Genomic DNA, 19,605 nt, shown 5'->3' on the forward strand with positions numbered 1-19,605 from the left:
GACCAGGCACCGGCACCATCAGCCGTCGCAACCCGGACCCCATCAACCTCGATCTCGGCCCCCTCCGGCGCCGTCCCCGACACACGCGCCGTGCGCTTCTCGCCGTCGACGGCATCGACCGCGGTCTCCATCACGAAGAACACCGTCGTCCAGTCCCGGCTCGTCCCCGAGCTGTTCTGCGCCTTGAGCGTGACCTTGTGACTGCCCGCCGGGACGTCGAGGAAGGTGAACGATGCCTCGACCCCCGGCGCTCCCTGCCAGGCTCCGTCGTCGAGCTTGATCTGGTACAGATCGGGCTTCCCACCGACCTGCGGTGCCGACCACGTGATCGTCGTCTTGTTGCCCGATACGTGGGCCACCGGGAATCCGGGCCGGCCGGGCACCTCCGAGCGGGCTTCGTCGCCGACGAACGTCGCCTTGTCCTGTTCCCGGACCGACGTGTACAGCAGCGCCGCCGATCCACTACCGGACGCCGTGAGGTACTCGCCGGTCCCGATGTGCTGGAGTGAGCCGTCGGCCGCCCGGAGGAAGTCGTGTTCGGGCGTGCACGCCTCGGTGGTCCAGGACATGGTGTAACGCGCCACGGCGAGGCACCGCCCGGCTTCACCGGCGATGAGCTCGTCGACGGCGCGGATGTTGCCACGCTCGCCACGTTCCGGCACCGTCACGGCCATGGTGGTCCCCACCGATTCGTCCCACGTGCGGTCCTGGATCGCCGACTTCGCGAACGAGACGCTGCCCTTGCCGTAGTACACCTTCTCGTCGTGCTCGCCGTTGGCCCGTTCGAGGACGAACGGGACGGCACGGTCGTCGGCCGCGTCCGCCGAGGCGGCTGCGACCGACGGCAGACCGAGCAACGGCGATGCAGTGACCGCGAGCCCGAAGGCGATGCCGCCGAGTCGGCGACGTGGAGAGTTGACCATGGGGGTCCTTTCGGTAGGGAACCCTCATTGACACATGCTCCGATGTAAATATTTCGCATGCCATGTCGTATCCAACGCGCCTCCCACCGGGCGTCACGGCCGGGAATGTGAGGACGCTCACTCGACCCGACCCATGAGCCGGAGTAGTGTCGGACGTCGGCTGCACGCGGCAGCCCACGGACGAACAGAAGGGCAGGTGAGGCGCGATGTCGGGTGACCATCCTCGATCGGGCCGAACGATCCTGCCCCACCGGATCTGCGCGCCCGTCTCCTGATCCCCGCCGCCCGTGACCGGGCGGTTCGCGCCTGCCTGCTCCCGACCACGAGGAGCACGCACATGGCACTGATCGACAACGCGGTGTACGTCGGAGGACGTCGCGTCGAGTCGCCGTCGACCCTGTCGCTCGCCACGCGGGGAGACCTCGCGTGGATCGGGCTGCTCCGTCCCGATCCGTCCGAGCTCGAGGCCGTCGCGACCGAGTTCGGCCTGCACGAGAACGCGGTGGAGGACGCCCGCAAGGGACACCAGCGCGCCAAGCTCGAGCGGTACGGGGACACCCTCTTCCTGGTGCTCCGGCCGGCGTGGTTCGACAGCCGGGCCGAGGCCGTGGAGTTCGGCGAGGTGCACCTGTTCGTCGGCGACCGCTTCGTGGTGAGCGTCCGGCACGCCGAGCGCCCGGACCTCGCGGCGCTCCGGGCCCGGGTGGAGTCCGACCCGGAGTTCCTCGCGAAGGGGTCCGAGGCCGTCACCGCAGCGGTCCTCGACGAGGTCGTGGACGGCTACGCCCCGGTGGTCGAGGTCCTGCAGGACCAGATCGACACCATCGAGGACCAGCTGTTCGCGGGCCAGGTCGACGCCGGCGTCTCGAAGCGCATCTACCAGCTCCTCAGCGAGGTCCTCGGGTTCCAGCGCGCCACCACACCCGTGCCCGCGATGGTGAAGGGGCTCCTGCGTGGCGCCGACAAGTACGGCGTCGACGACGAGGTCCAGCACCGCCTGCGCAACGTGCTCGACCACGCCCTGCGCGTCACCGAGCGCGTCGACTCGTTCCGGGCGCTGCTCGAGAACGCCCTGACGCTCCACTCGACGCTCGTCACGCAGGAGCAGAACGAGGCGATGCGCCGGATGACGAGCGCCAGCCTCGCCCAGGGCGAGGAGAGCCGCCAGCTCGCGCGCGCCGCGCACCGGCAGGGCGAGGAGGTGAAGAAGATCTCCTCATGGGCCGCGATCCTGTTCGCGCCAGGACTGATCGCCGGCGTCTACGGGATGAACTTCGACGACATGCCCGAGCTGCACTGGAAGTACGGGTACCCGGCGGCGATCGTCGGGATGCTCCTGCTCATGACGCTGCTGTGGGCGTGGTTCCGCAAGCGGAACTGGCTGTAGACGCGAGCTGCCTGGAGGCGCGGCGCCGGTCTCGTGGACCGCAACCCGAGACAGCACGATGAGGCTCCGGCAACGACGACTCAGGTGGCACCGATGTCTCGGGCGTGCATAATGATCTGGCTCGGAATGTGAACGTGCACATGGGCGTGCCACGGCCCCGAGCGGGAACGAGTAGCAATGGCGTCGACGCGGGCACAGCAACCGCGGTCGCCCAGCATCCGCGACGTCGCGCGGGTGGCAGGCGTGTCGCACCAGACCGTGTCGCGGGTGCTCAACAACTCGGATGCGATCCGGGCGGAGACCCGGGACAGGGTCCTCGCGGCCATGGAACAACTGCAGTACCGGCCGAACCGGGCCGCGCGGGCGCTGGTCACGAGCCGCACCCACACGATCGGCGTCCTCACCGCACGCCGGGCGCACTACGGGCCGGCGGTCGCGCTCCAGGCGATCGAGGACGCCGCGATGGCACGCGGGTACTCGGTCACGACCGCGAACATCACCGAGGCGACCGACGCCGCGGTGCGCCAGGGTCTCGGGCACCTGCTCGACCTCGACGTCGAGGGCATCGTGGTCATCGCACCGCAGCAGCGCGTGTTCGACCTCATCGAGGAGCTCGGCATCCGCACGCCGTACGTCACGATGCGCTCGAGTGTCGGCGAGGACCCCACCGCCCTGTGGGTGGACCAGATGGAGGGCGCCCGGCTCGCCACGGCGCACCTGCTCGACCTCGGTCACGAGTACGTCCGGCACATCGCGGGGCCGCAGGACTGGATCGAGGCCGACGCCCGGATGCAGGGCTTCCTGCGGGAGATGTCCGATCGTGACATGCCCGTCGTGCCGCCGATCCTCGGGGACTGGACAGCCGACTTCGGCTACCACGCCGGCCGGGAGCTCCTCCGCTGGCGCGACTGCACCGCGATCTTCTGCTCGAACGACCAGATGGCGCTCGGGGTGGTGCACGCGGCGCGCTCGTACGGGCTCGACGTGCCCGGGGACCTGTCGGTGGTCGGGTACGACGACATCCCCGAGGCGAAGCACTTCTGGCCGCCGCTCACCACGGTGCAGGTCGACTTCGCCGAACTCGGTCGACGGTGCGTGGACCTGCTGCTGCCCCGCGACGACGAACTGCTCCGGCCGATCGACATCGTGCCCCAACTCGTGGTGCGCGGCTCCACGAGCGCACCCCGCAAGCGCTGACGCGCGGACCGGCGGACTGGAGGCGCGGGGCGGGGTCGACCCGCGCCTCCAGGCGGGGGGCGGTCGCCCGGGTACCCCAACGCGGGGGACGCGGGCGCGCGCGTTCCGCCGGATCACGCGGGCCGTTACGAAAACGCGACCAATCCGAATTGACAGACGCGCCGATCCCGTGCGTAGTATTACCTCCGTTCCGCCGATGTGAACGGTCACATGGACCGTCACAGGGCAGGACACCGGACGCGACAACGAAGTCCACAGGCCTCCTGTGCCCCTTCGCTGCCGCAAGCAGAACCACCCGAAGGACTGCCGCATCGCAGCGGCAGAAGGAGATGCACCGTGGCGTCAACCCCGATCGACACCGGACTCGAGACCCGGTCGATCACCGCACCCGAGACGATCCTCGAGATGCGTTCGATCACCAAGGAGTTCCCTGGTGTGAAGGCGCTGTCCGACGTCTCGCTCAGCGTCCGTGCCGGCGAGATCCACGCGATCTGCGGCGAGAACGGCGCCGGCAAGTCGACCCTCATGAAGGTCCTGTCCGGCGTCTACCCGTACGGCACCTACGACGGCGAGATCGTCTTCGAGGGCGAAGAGGTCCGGTTCAAGGACATCAAGCAGTCCGAGCAGGCCGGCATCGTCATCATCCACCAGGAGCTCGCGCTCATCCCCGAGCTGTCGATCACCGAGAACCTGTTCCTCGGCAACGAGCCCGGCCGGTTCGGCGTCATCGACTGGACCGCGGCCCAGTTGCGCGCGCAGGACCTCCTCGCCCGCGTCGGCCTCAGCGACGACCCGGACACCCAGATCAAGAACATCGGCGTCGGCAAGCAGCAGCTCGTCGAGATCGCGAAGGCCCTGCACAAGGACGTCAAGCTCCTCATCCTCGACGAGCCCACCGCGGCGCTCAACGAGAACGACTCGCAGCACCTCCTCGACCTCATCGTCGGGCTGAAGGCCAAGGGCATCTCGAGCATCATGATCAGCCACAAGCTGAACGAGATCGAGCAGATCGCCGACGAGATCACGATCATCCGCGACGGCAAGACCATCGAGACGCTGAACGTCAAGGGCGACGGCGTCAACGAGGACCGCATCATCCGCGGCATGGTCGGTCGTTCGCTCGAGTCCCGGTTCCCCGACCGCACCCCGAAGATCGGCGAGACCTTCTTCGAGGTCCGCGACTGGACCGTGCAGCACCCGCTCGACGCCTCGCGCCTGGTCTGCAAGAACTCGACCTTCCACGTCAAGCGCGGCGAGATCGTCGGCTTCGCGGGCCTGATGGGCGCCGGCCGCACCGAGCTCGCGATGAGCATCTTCGGTCGCTCGTACGGCACCTGGCTCGGCGGACAGATCATCAAGGACGGCCGCGAGATCAAGGTCACGAACGTCCAGCAGGCGATCGACAACGGCATCGGCTACGTCTCCGAGGACCGCAAGGCCCTCGGCCTGAACCTGCTCGACTCGGTGAAGCGGTCCACGGTGTCCGCCGACCTGCCCAAGATCTCGAAGGCCGGCGTCGTCGACTCCCTCGAGGAGTACGACGTCGCCGAGAAGTACCGCAAGATGCTCCGCACCAAGGTGCCGACCGTCGAGGAGAACGTCGGGAAGCTCTCCGGCGGGAACCAGCAGAAGGTCGTCCTGTCCAAGTGGATGTTCACCGACCCGGACATCCTCATCCTCGACGAACCGACCCGCGGCATCGACGTGGGTGCGAAGTTCGAGATCTACGGCATCATCCAGCAGCTCGCGGCACAGGGGAAGGGCATCATCCTCATCTCCTCCGAGCTCCCCGAACTCCTCGGCCTCTCCGATCGGATCTACACGATCTTCGAGGGCCAGATCACGGCCGACGTCCCCGCTGACCAGGCCGATCCAGAAACGCTCATGCGCAGCATGACCTCCGCGCGGAAGGGCGCTCCCGTCTCATGAAGAACCTGAAACTGCTCTTCGGCAAGGGCAACAGCATCGGCCAGTACGGCATGATCATCGCGCTGATCGCGATCGTCATCTTCTTCTGGTTCACCACGAACGGGCTCATCCTCGAGCCCACCAACGTGATCAACCTGTTCCTGCAGTACTCCTACATCCTCATCCTGGCGCTGGGGATGGTCATGGTGATCATCGCCGGACACATCGACCTCTCCGTCGGATCGGTGGCGGCGTTCGTCGGCATCATCGTGGCCCAGTCGATGTCCGTGTGGCACTTCCCGGTCTGGCTGGCGATCGTCCTCGGCCTCGCCGTCGGCGCACTCGTCGGTGCGTGGCAGGGCTTCTGGGTGGCGTTCGTCAAGGTCCCGGCGTTCATCGTGACCCTGGCGGGGCAGCTGATCTTCCGCGGTGCGAACCAGATCATCGGCTCCTCCACCTCGGTGCCCGTCCCCGACGGCTACACCCCGATCGGCGCCGGCTTCCTCGGCGACTTCGGTCCCGACTTCGGGTTCTCGAACGGCACGCTCCTGATCGGGTTCGTGACGATCGCCGCGCTCATCATCATCGAGGTCCGCGGACGCGGTCGCCGCAAGAAGATGCAGGCCGAGGTCCCGCCGCTCTGGGTGTCGATCGTCCGTACCGGCATCCTCGTCGCGGTCACCCTGTTCGCGACTTACCTGTTCGCCGCCGGCCCGGTCGGCACGTCGATCCCGATCGTCGCGATCATCCTCGGCGTCCTCACGATCATCTACGGCTTCATCACGAAGAACACCATCTTCGGCCGCCAGGTCTACGCGGTCGGCGGCAACGCCAACGCCGCGGTCCTGTCCGGCGTCAGCGCTCGCAAGGTGAACTTCTTCGTCATGGCGAACATGTCGGTCCTCGCCGCGATCGCCGGCATGGTGTTCGTCGGCTACTCGGGCGCCTCCGGCCCGGCTGACGGCACCGGCTGGGAGCTCGACGCGATCGCCGCCGTGTTCGTCGGTGGCGCAGCGGTCGCCGGTGGCATCGGCACCATCTCGGGATCGATCATCGGTGGTCTCGTGATGGCGCTCCTGTCGAACGGTCTGCAGCTCATGGGCATCGAGTCCAACAAGGTGCAGATCATCCGCGGCCTCGTCCTGCTCGTCGCCGTCGCCTTCGACGTCTACTCGAAGTCGCAGGGTCGACCGTCGCTCATCGGCGGGATGATGCGGCAGTTCCAGCGGAAGGACACGGAGCAGAACACCGTGGCCGCCGCGCAGCCGAGGTCCATCGAGGACCAGCCGGAGAAGGTCAACACCCACTGAAGACGTGGCGTCCGGGATCCCGGACGCACGAACCCCTCACCACAGCTCCACCCCTCAACGAAGAGAAAGCAATCACATGCGCAAGAAGCTCATCGCCGGTATCGGCCTGGCACTCGTCGCGGGCCTCGCCCTCAGCGGCTGCTCGGCTCGCGGCACCTCGGACTCCGGTTCGGGATCGTCCATCAAGAAGGGTGACCTCATCGGTGTCGCGCTCCCGGCGAAGACCTCGCAGAACTGGGTGCTCGCCGGTGCCGCGTTCAAGAAGTCGATCGAGGACGCCGGCTTCAAGGCCGACATCCAGTACGCCAACGCCGGCAACCCGGTGCCGGACCAGCAGTCGCAGATCTCGGGCATGATCACCAAGGGCGCCAAGGCCGTCATCATCGGTGCGGCCGACGGTTCGCAGCTCGGCTCGCAGGTGAAGGCCGCCAAGGCGCAGGGCGCCACGGTCATCGCCTGGGACCGCAACATCCTGAACACGAAGAACGTCGACTACTACGTCGCGTTCAACAACTACAAGGTCGGTCAGCTGCAGGCCAACGCCCTGCTCAAGGGTCTGAAGGACAAGAAGGGCGACGGGCCGTACAACGTCGAGCTCTTCGCCGGTTCCCCGGACGACGCCAACGCCACCGTGTTCTTCAACGGCGCGATGAGCGTCCTCAAGCCGAAGATCGCCGACGGCACGATCAAGGTCGTCTCGGGTCAGACCACGTTCGCCAAGGTGAACACGCAGGGCTGGCTCGCGCAGAAGGCCCAGTCGCGCATGACCGACCTCCTCGCGCAGTACTACACGGGTGACACCAAGATCGACGGCGTGCTCTCGCCGAACGACACCCTCGCCCGTGCGATCCTCACCGCGACGAAGGCCGCCGGCAAGGACAACCCCGTCGTGACCGGTCAGGACTCGGAGACCGCTTCGATCCCGCTGATCATGCAGGGCACGCAGTACTCGACGATCTACAAGAACACCACGGAAGAGGCCCAGGCGGCCATCGACCTCGTGTCCGACCTGTCGAAGGGCAACAAGCCCGACACCAAGATCGACAAGACGAACAACTACAACGGCGTGAAGACGGTCCCCGCGATCGAGCTCACCCCGGTGCTCGTCACGAAGGACAACGCCGTCGAGGCCTACAAGGGCAACGACACCCTCGAGGCGCTCGCCAAGAAGGGCTGATCTCCTTCGCTCCCACGGACGGCCCCGTCTCGCCTCGGCGAGACGGGGCCGTCCCGCGTCCGGGCGGCGGCCGAGCACCGGACTGGAGGCGCGGGGCGGGGCCGACCCGCGCCTCCAGTCCGAGACACGGCCGCGTCTCACCCTGGTGCGTCTCAGGCGTGCGCGGCTCGCAGGCGGTGGACCGCCGCACAGAGGGACGGCACGTCCACCCGCGCCGTCCCGAAGACCACGGCCGGCGTCGTGTCGAAGTACCGACGCGTGAGCCGCTCCCCCAGCAGCGACACCCGCGACCACGGGATGCCCGGCTCGGCCGACGTGACCGCGCTCGGGAGCATCCGCACGGCCTCGCCGATCTCGACGAGCCGCATCCTGACCGCGTCGTACACGAGGTCCTCCGGCAGCGCGTCGTCGTCGACGTACCGCCGGATCACCCCGCACGCCCGGATGACGTCGTCCAGCCGGTCCCCGACGTCACGGCTCACAGCGGGACCGCATCCCGGACGGCGTCAGCGCCCATGCCCGCGGCGTCCACGACGTCGACCCGCACGCCGAGCAGCTGCTCCGCCTCGTCCTGGATCCGCCTGAGCGCGAAGATCCCGAGTCCCGGGTCGAGGTCCACCATGAGGTCCACGTCGCTCGTCGGACCGTCCTCGCCACGGGCGACGCTGCCGAAGAGCCGCGGGTTCCGGCCGCCGAAGCGGTACACGATCCTGGTGAGTTCCCGGCGGGCCGCCGTCACCCGCTCCCGCAGCGGCGGCGGTTCCTCGACGGGGCGGAGGTCGATCGCGGTCGTGAAACCGGCGGCGAGCAGGAGCCGCTGCAGTGCGGCGAGGGACGGCTCGCGACGTCCGTTTTCGTAGGTGCTGATGACGCTCTGCGTGACGCCCGCGCGGTCGGCGAGCTGCACCTGGGTGAGCTCGGCACGGGTACGGGCGTCACGGATGAGCCCGGCAGCCGACACTGGCGGCGCGGGCCGAGGGAGAACTGCGGACATGCGGCCACGATACACAGAATGCGACATTTCTTTACGCACATCTGACGATTCGGAGTGCTCGCCCGTCGAGATTGCGAACAGCGATATCGCGGTGCGCGCTACGACCGTCGGGAGACGTCGGTCCGCAGGAAGTTCTGCGCCGAGCGCGACGGGGTCGGCCCTCGCTGCCCTTGGTACCGCGACTGGTACTCGGCGGAGCCGTACGGCTTGTCCGCGGGGCTCGACAGCTGGAAGAAGCAGAGCTGGCCGATCTTCATCCCCGGCCAGAGCTTGATCGGCAGGGTCGCCACGTTCGACAGCTCGAGCGTCACGTGACCGGAGAAGCCCGGATCGATGAAGCCCGCCGTCGAGTGGGTGAGGAGTCCGAGTCGACCGAGTGAGCTCTTGCCCTCGAGCCGTGCCGCGATGTCGTCGGGCAGCGTGACGACCTCGTACGTCGAGCCCAGGACGAACTCGCCCGGGTGCAGCACGAACGCCTCGTCCGGGTCGGTCTCCACCAGGCGGGTGAGGTCCGGCTGGTCCACGGCGGGGTCGATGTGCGGGTACTTGTGGTTGTCGAACAGCCGGAAGAACTTGTCGAGCCGGACGTCGATGCTCGAGGGCTGCACGAGCGAGGCGTCGTACGGGTCGAGCCCGATGCGGCCTTCGGCGAGCTGGGCGGTGATGTCACGGTCGGAGAGCAGCACGCGCAGAAGCCTAGCGGCAGCGGACGCGCGCCGATATGCTGCGAGGCTGTCCAGCGCCGGGCAGCGGGAGGGGCGCAGACGATGACCGCGTACACCGTGCACGAGCTCGACGTGCCCACGACGATGGACGACGACCCGGAGAAGGTACGAGCCTTCCGGGAGTGGCTCGCGGTCACCGATGCCGCCGAGGTCGACGTGCACGGTCTGACCGAGTTGTCGTGGAAGCCGGAGGAGTACCTCCCGATGTGCCACGAGCCCGGCGCACCGAGCCGGCTGTTCGTCGTGCGGGCGGACAGCGGGCCGGACGGTGGGGCGGACGGGGGCACGGTCGTCGCCGCCGGCTCGTACGACACGAAGCAGGCACCCGGCACGCCGAACTGCTGGATCGCACTCGGCGTCCTCCCCGAGCACCAGCGCCACGGCATCGGCACGCTGCTCGCCGACCACCTCGAGCGAATCGCCCGCGAGGACGGTCGCACGCAGTGGAAGACGTACGCAGTGTCCCGGCAGGTCGGACCGGCATCCGGCCACGGGTACCTCGCCGCTCGGACGGGGTTCGGAGCCGTGCCTGCGGACGAGGCCGGCGCGCGGTTCCTCACGGCCCGTGGCTGGCGCTTCGGGCAGGTGAACCGGATCAGCCGGCTCGGGCTCCCCGCCGACCACTCCGTCGTCCGCGAGCTCCACGACCGTGCCGCGGTGCGCGCCGGACCGGACTACCGCGTGCACGCCTGGGTCGGGCGGACGCCCGAGGAGTGGCTCGACGGCATCGCGCTGCTCGAGACCCGGATGAGCACCGATGCGCCAGACGGGGACATGGCGGAGCCGGAGGACGTCTGGACCGCCGATCGGCTCCGCGAGCACGAGGAGGAGCTCGCACGGGCACCGCGAACGATGCTCACGGTCGCGGTCGAGCACGTCCCGAGCACCACCCTGGCCGGTTTCACGCAGCTGGCCGTGCCGGACGACCCCGAGCGGGCCGTGATGCAGTGGGACACCCTCGTCCTGAAGGAGCACCGCGGACACCGGCTCGGCTGGCTGCTCAAGGTGGTCGGGATCGAGCGCGTCGAGCAGGACTTCCCAGGGCGGCCGTCGATCATCACGTTCAACGCGGAGGAGAACCGGCCGATGCTCGACGTCAACGAGGCCGTCGGGTTCGTCGGTGTCGGCAGCGAGGGGATCTGGGAACGCCGCACGTGACGGCGGGGCGCGTGGACGTCACTCTGAGGCGGACCGCAGCCGGAGCACGAGACGCACGCCGCGCCTCCAGGCCAGCACACCTACCATTGGACGGTCATGACCGTCACGTCACCCGAAACCCAGCCTGGAGGCGCGGCGCCGGAATCCGCGCCAGTCACCGCGCGCACGTCCACCGTCGCGACGGTCCTCGTCGTCGCCGTTCCGCTCGCGGTCGCGTGCTCGATCCTCGGGATGACGCTCACCGGCGCGTTCACCGCGAACCAGCAGCTGGTGTCCGCGGGCGACCTCGTCGAGTACGGCCTGCCCGTCGCACGTGTGGTGCACGACACGATGGCGGCGCTGACGATCGGCCTGCTCGTCGTCGCGGCGTTCGCGCTGCCTGCGCAGAAGAAGGACCACGGGGCCCTCTCGAGCGTGCAGCACCGGGCAACGCGCTGGGCCGCCGTCACGGGTGCCGTGTGGTTCCTCGCCGCCGTCGTGAGCATCGTGTTCACCGGCGCGAACACGCTCGGCGTCCCCCTCACCAGCCCGGTGTTCGCGCGGAACTTCATGCTCTTCACGTTCCAGGTGGAGATCGGGCAGGCGCTCGTCGTCTCCGCCGCGGCGATCCTCATCGCGACCGTCGTCGCCGCGTTCGCCACTCGGGTGACCACGCTCGCGGTGGCGACGGTCGCGGGGCTCTTCGCGCTCCTCCCCCTCGCACTCTCCGGGCACGCCGCCGGGTCGCTCGAGCACGCGAACGCGGTGAACTCCCTCGCGGTGCACCTCGTCGCGGTGTGCGTCTGGGCCGGAGGGCTCGTCGCCGTCGTCGCCCTCCGCACCCGCACGAAGGGTGCCACCGGCCGGGTGGTCTCCCGCTACTCGACGCTTGCCGGCTGGGCGTTCGCCGCGGTCGCGTTCTCGGGCATCGTGAACGCGTCCCTCCGGCTGACGGGACCGCTCGACCTGTTCACCACGACGTACGGGTGGCTGATCACGGTGAAGGCCGTGATCCTCGTCGCGCTCGGGCTCGCCGGTGTGGTCCAGCGCCGCCGACTCGTCCCGGCCCTGCTGCGGTCCCCGCTGGACCGGCGCTCGTTCACACGGTTCGCGCTCGCGGAGATCGTGTTCATGGCCGTCGCGATCGGGGTCTCGGTCGCCGTCTCACGATCGCAGCCGCCGATCCCGCAGACGCCGGAGACCGGGGAGGACACCCGCTCCGGACTGATCGGGTTCCCGTACCCACCGGCGCAGACCGTGCAGACCTACCTGACGCAGTGGCACATCGACTGGGTCTGGCTCGCGATCGCGGTGGTCGGGGCCGGCTGGTACCTGCTCGCCGTGCGGAAGCTCCGGAAGCGCGGGGACAAGTGGCCCGTCGGACGCACCATCGCGTGGCTGCTCGGCTGCGCGCTCTTCATCTGGACGACCTCGGCCGGCCCGGCGGTCTACGGCATGATCCACTTCTCGTCGCACATGCTCCAGCACATGCTGCTGATGATGTTCGTGCCGCTGCCGCTCGTGCTCGGCGGCCCGGTGCTGCTCGCACTGCGGACCCTGCCCGTGCGCAACGACGGTTCCCGCGGGGCCCGTGAGTGGCTCATGCTCTTCACGCACTCCCGGTACATGCAGTTCCTCGCACGGCCCCCTGTCGCCGGGGTCATCTTCGCCGGGTCCCTCGTGGTGTTCTACTTCACGCCGGCGTTCCAGTACGCGATGCAGTCGCACGAGTGGCACGTCGCGATGGTCGTGCACTTCGTGTTCAGCGGTTACCTGTTCTTCTGGGTCTTCGTCGGCGTCGACCCGGGTCCGGCGCGCCCGCAGTACCCGATCCTCATCATCGCCCTCCTCGCGACGCTGGCGTTCCACGCGTTCTTCGGCGTGGCCGTCATGACCTCGGAGTCGGTGTTCGCGGTCGACTGGTTCCACGCGCTGGGGCAGACGAACGACGCCGCCTTGCTCGACGACCAGCACACGGGCGGCGGGATCGCGTGGGGGGCGTCCGAGCTCCCGATGGTGTTCGTGGCGCTGCTGGTGGTGCGGAACTGGGTGAAGTCGGACTCGCGGGACGCGAAGCGCCTCGACCGGAAGGCCGACCGCGACGGGGATGCGGACCTCAAGGCCTACAACGAGCGCCTGGCCGCGATGCACGAGCGCGACTGACCTCCGGGCCCGGGCGGCCGGGCGCCGCACGCGGCACGCGCCCGCTGGCGCACGCGGCACGCGCCCGCTGGCGCACGGTCGCGAGGTCAATACGCGTCAGTCCCCGTGCACGATGCACACGGCGTCGAGGTCCATCGCGGCCTCGAGCGCAGCGGAGATCCCGGACTCGCCGTCCGCTCCCCCGGGTGTCACCGTGTCGACCCACCACAGCGGCGTGGACAGTGTCGGAGCGTCCGGCAGGATCCGCTCGACCTCGTCGAAGGAGTCCACCCGCCGCACCCCGAGCACCGTGATGACCGGGTGCGTGGCGTCCCGGCAGACCTGCACCATCGGGCCGTCGTCGAGCGCCCGGACGCCCCAGGTCTCGTCGTGCAGGAGCAGCGCCTCGGCGACGTCGCGCGTCTCGACCGGCTCGCGGCAGAGCAGGGTGACGTCACGGGGCACGGTGACCGCCGAACGCGTGCGGGGCGCCGCCGACGTGCCCGTCGAGCGTGCCCTCGTCGTGCGCGGGGTCGAGCGGGGCACCGCCGACGAGTTGCAGGAAGCGGTCCTCGTCGATGCGGTCGAGGAAGTCCTCCAGCGCTTCCCACCCGTCGTCGAACCGCACGACCAGTCCGCCGCCGCCGAACGTCGACGTCGTGGTGCGCGGCGGTGGCCACACGCCGTCCCGGTCGAGGAACTCGCTCGCCTCGGGTCCGACCACGACGGCGAGGGGAGACGGTTCGCCGTGCGACACGGCCCGGACCAGGTGGTCGGCGTCACCGCGGCGCTGCATCACGACGCCGAACACCGGTTCGACCTCGTCCGCCACGCGGTGCACGGCGTCGAGCAGCTTCGAGGCGAGGGCCGGGTCCGCGCCGTCCTCGGGGATGGTGAGCACGGCGGACATCGTCTCCACGACGACCCCGTCGAGCAGGTGCGCGGTCATGGTGGCCGAGAACCCCTCGCCCACGGCGTACGAGGTGGACACCCCCGGCGCCTCGTGCTTGGCGTACTGCGTGACGACCCAGCGGTCCCACGGCACGGCCAGCGGTTCGGCGGTGCCCCAGCGCGTCGGGCAGGTGCCGACCGCCTCGCACAGCGCCTCGATCGCGGAGCCGATGTCGATCGCCCGCGCGGAGTGGTGTCGCAGCGTCAGGTCGATGCTGATCTGCCGCACGGAGTCGTTCGCGACGGGGTGCTCCGGCGACGGCGTGCCCATGAGTTCGGGGCCGCGCTGGGCGAAGTCCTCGATGCCGGAGGCGGCGACGCCGGTGCGTCCGTCGCGCAGCGTGCCGTCGAAGTCGGCCACGGCCCATGCGCCTCCGTACACACCCAGCGCGTGGCGGAGGGCGGGGGTGACCGCTGCCTCCCGGCCGGTCCGGAGCACGACCATCCGTCCGGACTCGGAGGCCCGACGGAGCAGCGAGGTGAGCGCCTCGGTCAGCCACACCACCGGCGAGGCTGACTCGACCACGAGGGCGGGGCCGACGACATCGTCGATGAGGGGATGCCTGACCATCCGTGTCCTCCTCGGGTTCGGCGTCGCTCGATCCACCTGGACGGTACACACGGGGACGACACCTGTCCGTCAGGCAGGCGGGCTCACAGCGGAGACTCGGGTGCGGGCCGGGAGGCGCGGCGCACGTCCGGTGCAGGACGCTCGGCGGGCACTCGGCTCGCGTCCAGCGCAGAATCCGCTAGGCTTGCGTCGTCCCGCTGAGCGGGGCGCGCGAGTGTAGTTCAATGGTAGAACTCCAGCTTCCCAAGCTGGTAGCGCGGGTTCGATTCCCGTCACTCGCTCCGACACGAAGGGCCGCCCGACCGTCATTTCACAAGACGGGTGAGACTTCTCTCGACTGAGTTGAGACCCCAGCCCGCGAACGGCCTCGCTGTACTGGTGCCTTGACTGACGAGCCAGCCCCGCAGCGGGTGTGATGCCGCCTTTGCGAGCGGCACCAGATCCCGCTGCAGCAGATCGTCCGCGGTGCGAGGCTGCTGAAACGCGGCGCGCAGCTTCGTGCCGTAAGGCGGGCCTGTCCTCCGGGAGATGTCACGGTAGAAGATGAGCTTGATGCTGACCGCCATCGCTAGCTGATGGCTGGGAGTCGTCGTGGGGGTGATGCCCGCGGTCGCGTTCATACTCGTGGTTGACCGGAATGAAGTCGGGTTGGGGACGACGATCGGTGTAGGGCTGCTTCTCGGTGTCCTTGTCTTGACCGGCTGGCTGGCCTCGTCTGACCCCCGGTGCACGCAGCCGGGACGCCAGGAGCGCGAGCTCGCATACGGAGCGACCGAATTGCGCAGTCATTGGGCTTCAATCGCCGGATTTCCGGATCGCACTCCTCGGCAAGTGCGCGATGGCAGAACCTGCGCCGAGACTGCACTCTCGGCGAGAGTTCCCGGTCTCCTTGGCATGAGCGAGGGGGACCCGGTCAATGCCTGCTCGCTCGTGGCGAGCACCACCGAATTCACGCCCACGGCTACCACGTCGCGCTGGGCCTTGGCGGCCCGTGCGTGCCCTGTTGGCGGAAAGCCGCCACTTTCGGCGGCGTTACCCATTCCACAGTTCATCGGATCACGCATTCGGCCTGTCAACCTAGCCTTAATGGATGCTCAACGAACAGGTCAATGCCGTGGGGAAAGCGTGCATCGCGGCTGGTGCGGACGCAGAGGGACTGAGCAGGCGCCGTGTTGGCCACGCTGTCGTCATCACAATCGGGCTCGGCGTCGTCTCGGTCATTGCCGGGCTGACTCCCTGGATCGTCACCGGGATGCGGCTGCCCGCGCCGACCCTCTGGGACCGGCCCGGGGGGGGAGTAGGCGCACGCCTCGTCATCCTGCCGCTGAACCAGTACTCGGCCGCGCTACTGGCGTCCCTGCTGCTCGTCGGCGGTGCTGTGGCGGGGATCAGTTTCCGGCTCCTGCGACGCAGAAAGCGTCTTGGCCTCCGTCGCGCCCACCTGTTCATCATCGCTGGTGTCGTTGCCGGATTGCAGGCGGCGGCGCTCGTGCAGACTGCGGTCACCGCCCTCAGTGCTCAGCGCGCCCACATGAACGCTGACCCCGTCCTGTGGGCGACGTCCGCGTCGCGGTTCACCGTCCCCCAGGAGTACACGGTGGCGCTCCTCGCCGGCGGCGCCTTGTCGATCGTGCTGGCCGCGGCGCTTCTCGTCCTCCTCGCTTCCGCGCCTCCCGGCGCCGCCCTGGTCGCATTTGCGGTGGCCGCGCTCGCGGTCGGGACCTGGATCAGTGGCTTCGTGGTGCCGGTCGGGGCGCTCGCAACAGAGTCGAGCGACGCGATCCTCACGGTCGTGCGGTGGGTGCCCCCTCTGCTCGTTGGCTGCGCCATCGCTCTACGAGGCATCGGCTCGATACGACGGTTTACCAGTGCCATTGTTTCGATCCTCGTGCTGTGGCTCGGCACGGCTGGCGTGGCAGCCGTCGTCGCGATACTCGGCCGTCTTGCCTACCGACCCTCGGTGACTGGGCTCCTCGGGTACGTCGCCCGGGTGTTGATCAACGAGCTCGGACCGCGGGGCGAAGGGCCGACACTCATGGTTCTCGTGGTCATCGCTGTCATTGGCATGACCGCAGCGAGGCAGATCCTCCGCCTGACGCCACTTTCCTCACGAGCAGTCCTCAACCCCAAGGCAGTCGGCCGTTATCATTGACGCCTAGGTGAAGAAGACCAGAGTCCCCATCCCGATCCAGGCGAGGCCGATGCTCACCAGGGCGGAGAGGCTAGCGACGCTGGTCGCGATGATCGCGGACACTTGTTCCTTCCACAGGCGAAGAGAGCTTGCCGCGATGCAGAGGGCGAGAACAGCGACAGGCAGGGCTGCGACCAATGCGGCAGCCTGCATGGTCGCAACGGCGCGATCATCGGCCGAGGGCGGCAAGCTCCCGTTGTCGTAGTCGAACTGTGAAGGCGGAGTCTGACCGGCGGAGCCCAACACTCCGGTCGCGATGAGCACGGCGCCCCACAGGACGATCAGCGCGATCGCAAGGAGCGCCCGAACATTGACGTGTCCCCACTGCGTCCGCCCCCGAGACCCCATGCGCCGACCATGGCGCGGCGATGGACCACACTCTCTGAGAACAACCAGCGCAGGCCCGTCCCGGAGGGCGATCGTCAACCGGACGCTCGTCCGGTAGCCCCCACGGGATGAGGCTTGTCTCCCTCATCGTGCGCAGCGCTCGACCGATCTGATCGATCACACCGCCCTCGTTGTCCAAGCTGACCTGTCCCGGGTTTCCGGACACCTGACAAAATAGGCTTCCGGCTCGTTCGTGAACTCGCCGATGACGGAGTGCCCGTCGCGGTGGCGTGCCGGGTCCGGCAGGTCTCTGCTTCGGGTTATTACGAGTGGCGATCCCGCCGGCCGTCGAGTCGAGACGTCGAGGATGCGCACCTGATCAACCAGATTCGGGATGTGCATACTCGTTCTCGCGGCACTTATGGTGTTGCAGGGCGTGCACCACCGGAAGTGGCGCACCGGTGGGTCGGGCGGTTGCCGGCGGTGTTCCAGGACCGCGTCAAACGCGTGTTCGCCGCGGATGCACCCGACAAGCTGTGGGTCACCGACATCACGCAGCACCGAACTGATGAAGGGTGGGTGTACTGCGCGGCGGTGATCGACGTGTTGTCACGCCGTTGCGTTGGTTGGTCGCTCACGGATCATCTGCGTTCCGAGCTCGTCGTCGACGCGATCCAGATGGCCACCTGGCGCCGCCAGCCTGTCGCGACGGTCGTGCATTCGGACCGGGGCGCGCAATTCACGTCATGGCTGTTCGGCAGTCCGGCTTCGCGAAGCGGGACTGCTCGGTTCGATGGGGCGAGTCGCGTCCGCGTACGACAACGCGCTGACGGAGTCATTCTTCGGCTCGATGCAGATCGAACTGCTCGACCGCTGCTCCTGGCCGACCCGCGCCGAACTTGCCTCCGCGATGTTCGAGTGGATCGAAACGTTCTACAACCCGACCCGACGTCACTCCGCGCTGGCCTACTACTCACCGATCGAGTTCGAGAACCTCTACACCGCTGCCGAAACCGCGGCATGATCAACACGAAGTACGTGCCCGGAGAACCCGGGACAGGTCAGCAGAACTCGACCCCGCCTACGAATCTGCGCACCCCGCCACCAAAGATGTGCGCCGGCTGCGACCCATGCCGCCGCGCCCGACTCCGCCGGACCCGCACGAGCCTCGTCGACACGCACCCCGACATCGCTCCAGGGTTACGGATGCTCACTCTGCTCAAGCCGACGACTGGCCCTTCGAGTCAACGACCTCGCGACCACCGACCCGCTTCTCGTCACCGAGTGGCACGACTACCTCAACGGCTCCAAACGGCCCGAGCTGATGTTCGCCGGAACCGACCGGTACTGGTGGAAGTGCGCCTTCGGACACGTCCAGCAACAGAGCGTCCCGAACCGGCGGAAGTCGCGGGGATGCACCGAGTGCAAACCTGAGGACAGGATCCTCAACCAGAACTGAACAAACACGAAAACGACGGCGAAGCTCTCCAGCTTCCGCCGTCGTTTTCGTCGTTGTGAGCACCCGGCTCAGAAGGTCTCACGTCCGGTGAGAAGAATCCGCGACCTCTAAAACAGAGACCTCCTCAAGCGCTGCATGGTCTCATTGCTGCGAAGGAGTCTCACTTGACTTGAGAAGCGACACGACCGGGCGGCCCTTCTGCGTGCGGGGTCCGTCCAGGATCGGGCACGAGGGTGCTGGGATGCGTCACTCCCTCCCGTTCCTCGTCGCCGGTGGCATCGCTCTCTCCCTCGCCCTCGCCGGGTGCAGCGGCGGCAGCACGTCCGCGGGACCGAGTGCCGGCGCAACCGCCAGGTCGAGCGCGAGTCCGACGCCGACGCCGACGCCGACGATCAGCGACGCGGACCGCGAAGCCGTCACGAGGTCGCTCGCCGCCCTCGAGCGGGAGTACGACGCCACGGTCGGCGTGACCGCGACGGACACGACGACCGGCGAGACCGTGGCGTACAACGGCGAGCGGCGGTTCGGGTACGCCTCGACGCTCAAGGTGTTCGCGGCCGCCGAGTTCCTGCGCTCCGTGCACGGGGCGGCCCGTGCGGAACGCGCGCACTGGACCGCGGCCGACGTCGCCGCCGCCGGGCACTCCCCCGTGACGAGCGAGCACGAGTCCGACGGGCTGACGTACGCGCAGCTCGCCGAGGCCGCCGTCAGACAGAGCGACAACACCGCACTGAACCTCGTCCTGGACCGCCTCAGCGGACCGGCGGCCCTCGACGACGCCCTCGCCCGACTCGGCGACCGGACCACCGAGGTCGTGCACGACGAGCCGGACCTCAACACGATCGAACCCGGCAGCACCGAGGACACCACGACCCCGGCGGCGTTCACGGCCTCGCTCGCGAGGGTCCTCGACGGCCGCACGCTCGACGCGTCGGACACGGCGCTGCTCGAGCGGTGGATGAGCGGCAACGCGACCGGCGACACGCTCGTCCGCGCCGGAGCGCCGACAGGGTGGACGGTCGCGGACAAGTCCGGCGGTGCGGGCGGCATCCGGAACGACATCGCCCTGGTGACGCGTCCCGACGGCGGCACGATCGTCATCTCCGTCCTCACGACGAAGAACGACCCGGGCGCGGCCTACGACGACGCCCTCGTCGCCGACGCCGCGGCCGCGGTGCTCACGCCGTTCGACACGGAGCGCTGACG

The 19,605-nt window shown here is 68.7% G+C and carries 19 protein-coding genes, 1 tRNA gene and 1 pseudogene; 13 read left to right on the plus strand and 8 right to left on the minus strand.

The annotated features are described in order from the left end of the window. The coding region (locus HP507_RS13385; protein WP_175352297.1) for a PKD domain-containing protein at positions 1-923 on the minus strand (923 nt) is incomplete at its 3' end. 337 nt (positions 924-1,260) lie between these two features. Here HP507_RS13385 and HP507_RS13390 point away from each other — a divergent pair. The 5 genes from HP507_RS13390 (at position 1,261) to HP507_RS13410 (ending at position 7,902) form a co-directional block, all read left to right on the plus strand. After that, on the plus strand, positions 1,261-2,310 hold the full coding sequence (locus HP507_RS13390; protein WP_175352298.1) for a magnesium and cobalt transport protein CorA: 1,050 nt from the start codon (positions 1,261-1,263) through the stop codon (positions 2,308-2,310). A gap of 177 nt (positions 2,311-2,487) precedes the next feature. Next, positions 2,488-3,507: a LacI family DNA-binding transcriptional regulator gene (locus HP507_RS13395; RefSeq protein ID WP_175352299.1), complete on the plus strand. Its 1,020-nt coding sequence runs from the start codon at positions 2,488-2,490 to the stop codon at positions 3,505-3,507. Positions 3,508-3,912: 405 nt separating this feature from the next. Continuing rightward, on the plus strand, positions 3,913-5,436 hold the full coding sequence (gene mmsA / locus HP507_RS13400; protein WP_175352537.1) for a multiple monosaccharide ABC transporter ATP-binding protein: 1,524 nt from the start codon (positions 3,913-3,915) through the stop codon (positions 5,434-5,436). Next, complete coding sequence (gene mmsB / locus HP507_RS13405; RefSeq protein WP_175352300.1) at positions 5,433-6,725, plus strand: multiple monosaccharide ABC transporter permease; 1,293 nt, start codon at positions 5,433-5,435, stop codon at positions 6,723-6,725. The genes mmsA and mmsB overlap by 4 nt, the downstream gene beginning before the upstream one ends. Before the next feature lie 76 nt (positions 6,726-6,801). Then, positions 6,802-7,902: a substrate-binding domain-containing protein gene (locus HP507_RS13410; RefSeq protein ID WP_175352301.1), complete on the plus strand. Its 1,101-nt coding sequence runs from the start codon at positions 6,802-6,804 to the stop codon at positions 7,900-7,902. 152 nt (positions 7,903-8,054) lie between these two features. Here the strand turns inward: HP507_RS13410 and HP507_RS13415 are convergent, their stop codons facing one another. From HP507_RS13415 to dcd, 3 genes are all read right to left on the minus strand, one after another. After that, entirely contained in the window at positions 8,055-8,384 is a 330-nt protein-coding gene (locus tag HP507_RS13415) for a HepT-like ribonuclease domain-containing protein (RefSeq protein WP_175352302.1), read from the minus strand. Then, positions 8,381-8,896 (minus strand): XRE family transcriptional regulator, encoded by a 516-nt coding sequence (locus tag HP507_RS13420; protein WP_175352303.1) that lies wholly within the window; start codon positions 8,894-8,896, stop codon positions 8,381-8,383. Before HP507_RS13420 ends, HP507_RS13415 begins: the two co-directional genes overlap by 4 nt. Positions 8,897-8,994: 98 nt before the next feature. Further along, a complete protein-coding gene (dcd, locus tag HP507_RS13425; RefSeq protein WP_070417116.1) occupies positions 8,995-9,582 on the minus strand; it encodes a dCTP deaminase in 588 nt (195 codons plus the stop codon). A gap of 81 nt (positions 9,583-9,663) precedes the next feature. On the opposite strand from dcd, the gene HP507_RS13430 reads away from it, so the two are divergent. Both HP507_RS13430 and HP507_RS13435 read left to right on the plus strand, forming a co-directional pair. Further along, positions 9,664-10,779 carry a GNAT family N-acetyltransferase gene (locus tag HP507_RS13430; RefSeq protein ID WP_175352304.1) on the plus strand — a complete coding sequence of 372 codons (1,116 nt, stop codon included), beginning with the start codon at positions 9,664-9,666 and terminating at the stop codon, positions 10,777-10,779. Between the two features lie 96 nt (positions 10,780-10,875). Continuing rightward, a complete protein-coding gene (locus HP507_RS13435) occupies positions 10,876-12,921 on the plus strand; it encodes a bifunctional copper resistance protein CopD/cytochrome c oxidase assembly protein (protein ID WP_175352305.1) in 2,046 nt (681 codons plus the stop codon). Between the two features lie 96 nt (positions 12,922-13,017). Here HP507_RS13435 and HP507_RS13440 read toward each other — a convergent pair whose 3' ends face one another. After that, the gene (locus HP507_RS13440; RefSeq protein ID WP_175352306.1) at positions 13,018-13,365 is read right to left on the minus strand and encodes a hypothetical protein; all 348 of its coding nucleotides are present in this window, start codon (positions 13,363-13,365) and stop codon (positions 13,018-13,020) included. Then, complete coding sequence (locus HP507_RS13445; protein ID WP_175352307.1) at positions 13,355-14,422, minus strand: DUF6177 family protein; 1,068 nt, start codon at positions 14,420-14,422, stop codon at positions 13,355-13,357. The genes HP507_RS13440 and HP507_RS13445 overlap by 11 nt, the downstream gene beginning before the upstream one ends. A 210-nt stretch (positions 14,423-14,632) precedes the next feature. Between HP507_RS13445 and HP507_RS13450 the strand changes: the two genes are divergently transcribed. Beyond that, positions 14,633-14,703, plus strand: a tRNA-Gly gene (locus HP507_RS13450). Between the two features lie 24 nt (positions 14,704-14,727). Here HP507_RS13450 and HP507_RS17610 read toward each other — a convergent pair. Then, positions 14,728-14,988 (minus strand): hypothetical protein, encoded by a 261-nt coding sequence (locus HP507_RS17610; RefSeq protein ID WP_217508797.1) that lies wholly within the window; start codon positions 14,986-14,988, stop codon positions 14,728-14,730. A gap of 524 nt (positions 14,989-15,512) precedes the next feature. Between HP507_RS17610 and HP507_RS13455 the strand changes: the two genes are divergently transcribed. Next, positions 15,513-16,574, plus strand: coding sequence for a hypothetical protein (locus HP507_RS13455; RefSeq protein WP_175352308.1), 1,062 nt, complete (start codon positions 15,513-15,515; stop codon positions 16,572-16,574). A gap of 3 nt (positions 16,575-16,577) precedes the next feature. Here HP507_RS13455 and HP507_RS13460 read toward each other — a convergent pair whose 3' ends face one another. Further along, positions 16,578-17,039 carry a hypothetical protein gene (locus tag HP507_RS13460; RefSeq protein WP_175352309.1) on the minus strand — a complete coding sequence of 154 codons (462 nt, stop codon included), beginning with the start codon at positions 17,037-17,039 and terminating at the stop codon, positions 16,578-16,580. Positions 17,040-17,447: 408 nt separating this feature from the next. Between HP507_RS13460 and HP507_RS18565 the strand changes: the two are divergent. The 4 genes and pseudogenes from HP507_RS18565 to bla all read left to right on the plus strand — a co-directional run. Beyond that, positions 17,448-17,675: pseudogene (locus tag HP507_RS18565) on the plus strand (DDE-type integrase/transposase/recombinase); the annotation flags it as partial. Positions 17,676-17,733: 58 nt separating this feature from the next. Next, positions 17,734-17,964 (plus strand): IS3 family transposase, encoded by a 231-nt coding sequence (locus HP507_RS13470; protein ID WP_175352310.1) that lies wholly within the window; start codon positions 17,734-17,736, stop codon positions 17,962-17,964. Positions 17,965-18,171: 207 nt separating this feature from the next. Then, positions 18,172-18,399 carry a zinc-ribbon domain-containing protein gene (locus HP507_RS18570; protein ID WP_217508813.1) on the plus strand — a complete coding sequence of 76 codons (228 nt, stop codon included), beginning with the start codon at positions 18,172-18,174 and terminating at the stop codon, positions 18,397-18,399. 241 nt (positions 18,400-18,640) lie between these two features. After that, a complete protein-coding gene (bla, locus tag HP507_RS13480; protein ID WP_175352311.1) occupies positions 18,641-19,603 on the plus strand; it encodes a class A beta-lactamase in 963 nt (320 codons plus the stop codon). Positions 19,604-19,605 lie beyond the last annotated feature (2 nt).

It is taken from the genome of Curtobacterium pusillum, from assembly GCF_013359865.1.
Classification (GTDB): Bacteria; Actinomycetota; Actinomycetes; order Actinomycetales; family Microbacteriaceae; genus Curtobacterium; species Curtobacterium pusillum.

What these genes read in the sequence shown, in the direction of transcription:
- HP507_RS13390 (WP_175352298.1), top strand. Translation starts at nt 1,261, where the DNA reads ATGGCACTGATCGACAACGCGGTGTACGTCGGAGGACGTCGCGTCGAG.
- HP507_RS13395 (WP_175352299.1), top strand. Translation starts at nt 2,488, where the DNA reads ATGGCGTCGACGCGGGCACAGCAACCGCGGTCGCCCAGCATCCGCGAC.
- mmsA (WP_175352537.1), top strand. Translation starts at nt 3,913, where the DNA reads ATGCGTTCGATCACCAAGGAGTTCCCTGGTGTGAAGGCGCTGTCCGAC.
- mmsB (WP_175352300.1), top strand. Translation starts at nt 5,433, where the DNA reads ATGAAGAACCTGAAACTGCTCTTCGGCAAGGGCAACAGCATCGGCCAG.
- HP507_RS13410 (WP_175352301.1), top strand. Translation starts at nt 6,802, where the DNA reads ATGCGCAAGAAGCTCATCGCCGGTATCGGCCTGGCACTCGTCGCGGGC.
- HP507_RS13420 (WP_175352303.1), bottom strand. Translation starts at nt 8,896, where the DNA reads ATGTCCGCAGTTCTCCCTCGGCCCGCGCCGCCAGTGTCGGCTGCCGGG.
- HP507_RS13430 (WP_175352304.1), top strand. Translation starts at nt 9,664, where the DNA reads ATGACCGCGTACACCGTGCACGAGCTCGACGTGCCCACGACGATGGAC.
- HP507_RS13435 (WP_175352305.1), top strand. Translation starts at nt 10,876, where the DNA reads ATGACCGTCACGTCACCCGAAACCCAGCCTGGAGGCGCGGCGCCGGAA.
- HP507_RS13445 (WP_175352307.1), bottom strand. Translation starts at nt 14,422, where the DNA reads ATGGTCAGGCATCCCCTCATCGACGATGTCGTCGGCCCCGCCCTCGTG.
- HP507_RS17610 (WP_217508797.1), bottom strand. Translation starts at nt 14,988, where the DNA reads ATGGCGGTCAGCATCAAGCTCATCTTCTACCGTGACATCTCCCGGAGG.
- HP507_RS13455 (WP_175352308.1), top strand. Translation starts at nt 15,513, where the DNA reads ATGCTCAACGAACAGGTCAATGCCGTGGGGAAAGCGTGCATCGCGGCT.
- HP507_RS13470 (WP_175352310.1), top strand. Translation starts at nt 17,734, where the DNA reads ATGGGGCGAGTCGCGTCCGCGTACGACAACGCGCTGACGGAGTCATTC.
- bla (WP_175352311.1), top strand. Translation starts at nt 18,641, where the DNA reads ATGCGTCACTCCCTCCCGTTCCTCGTCGCCGGTGGCATCGCTCTCTCC.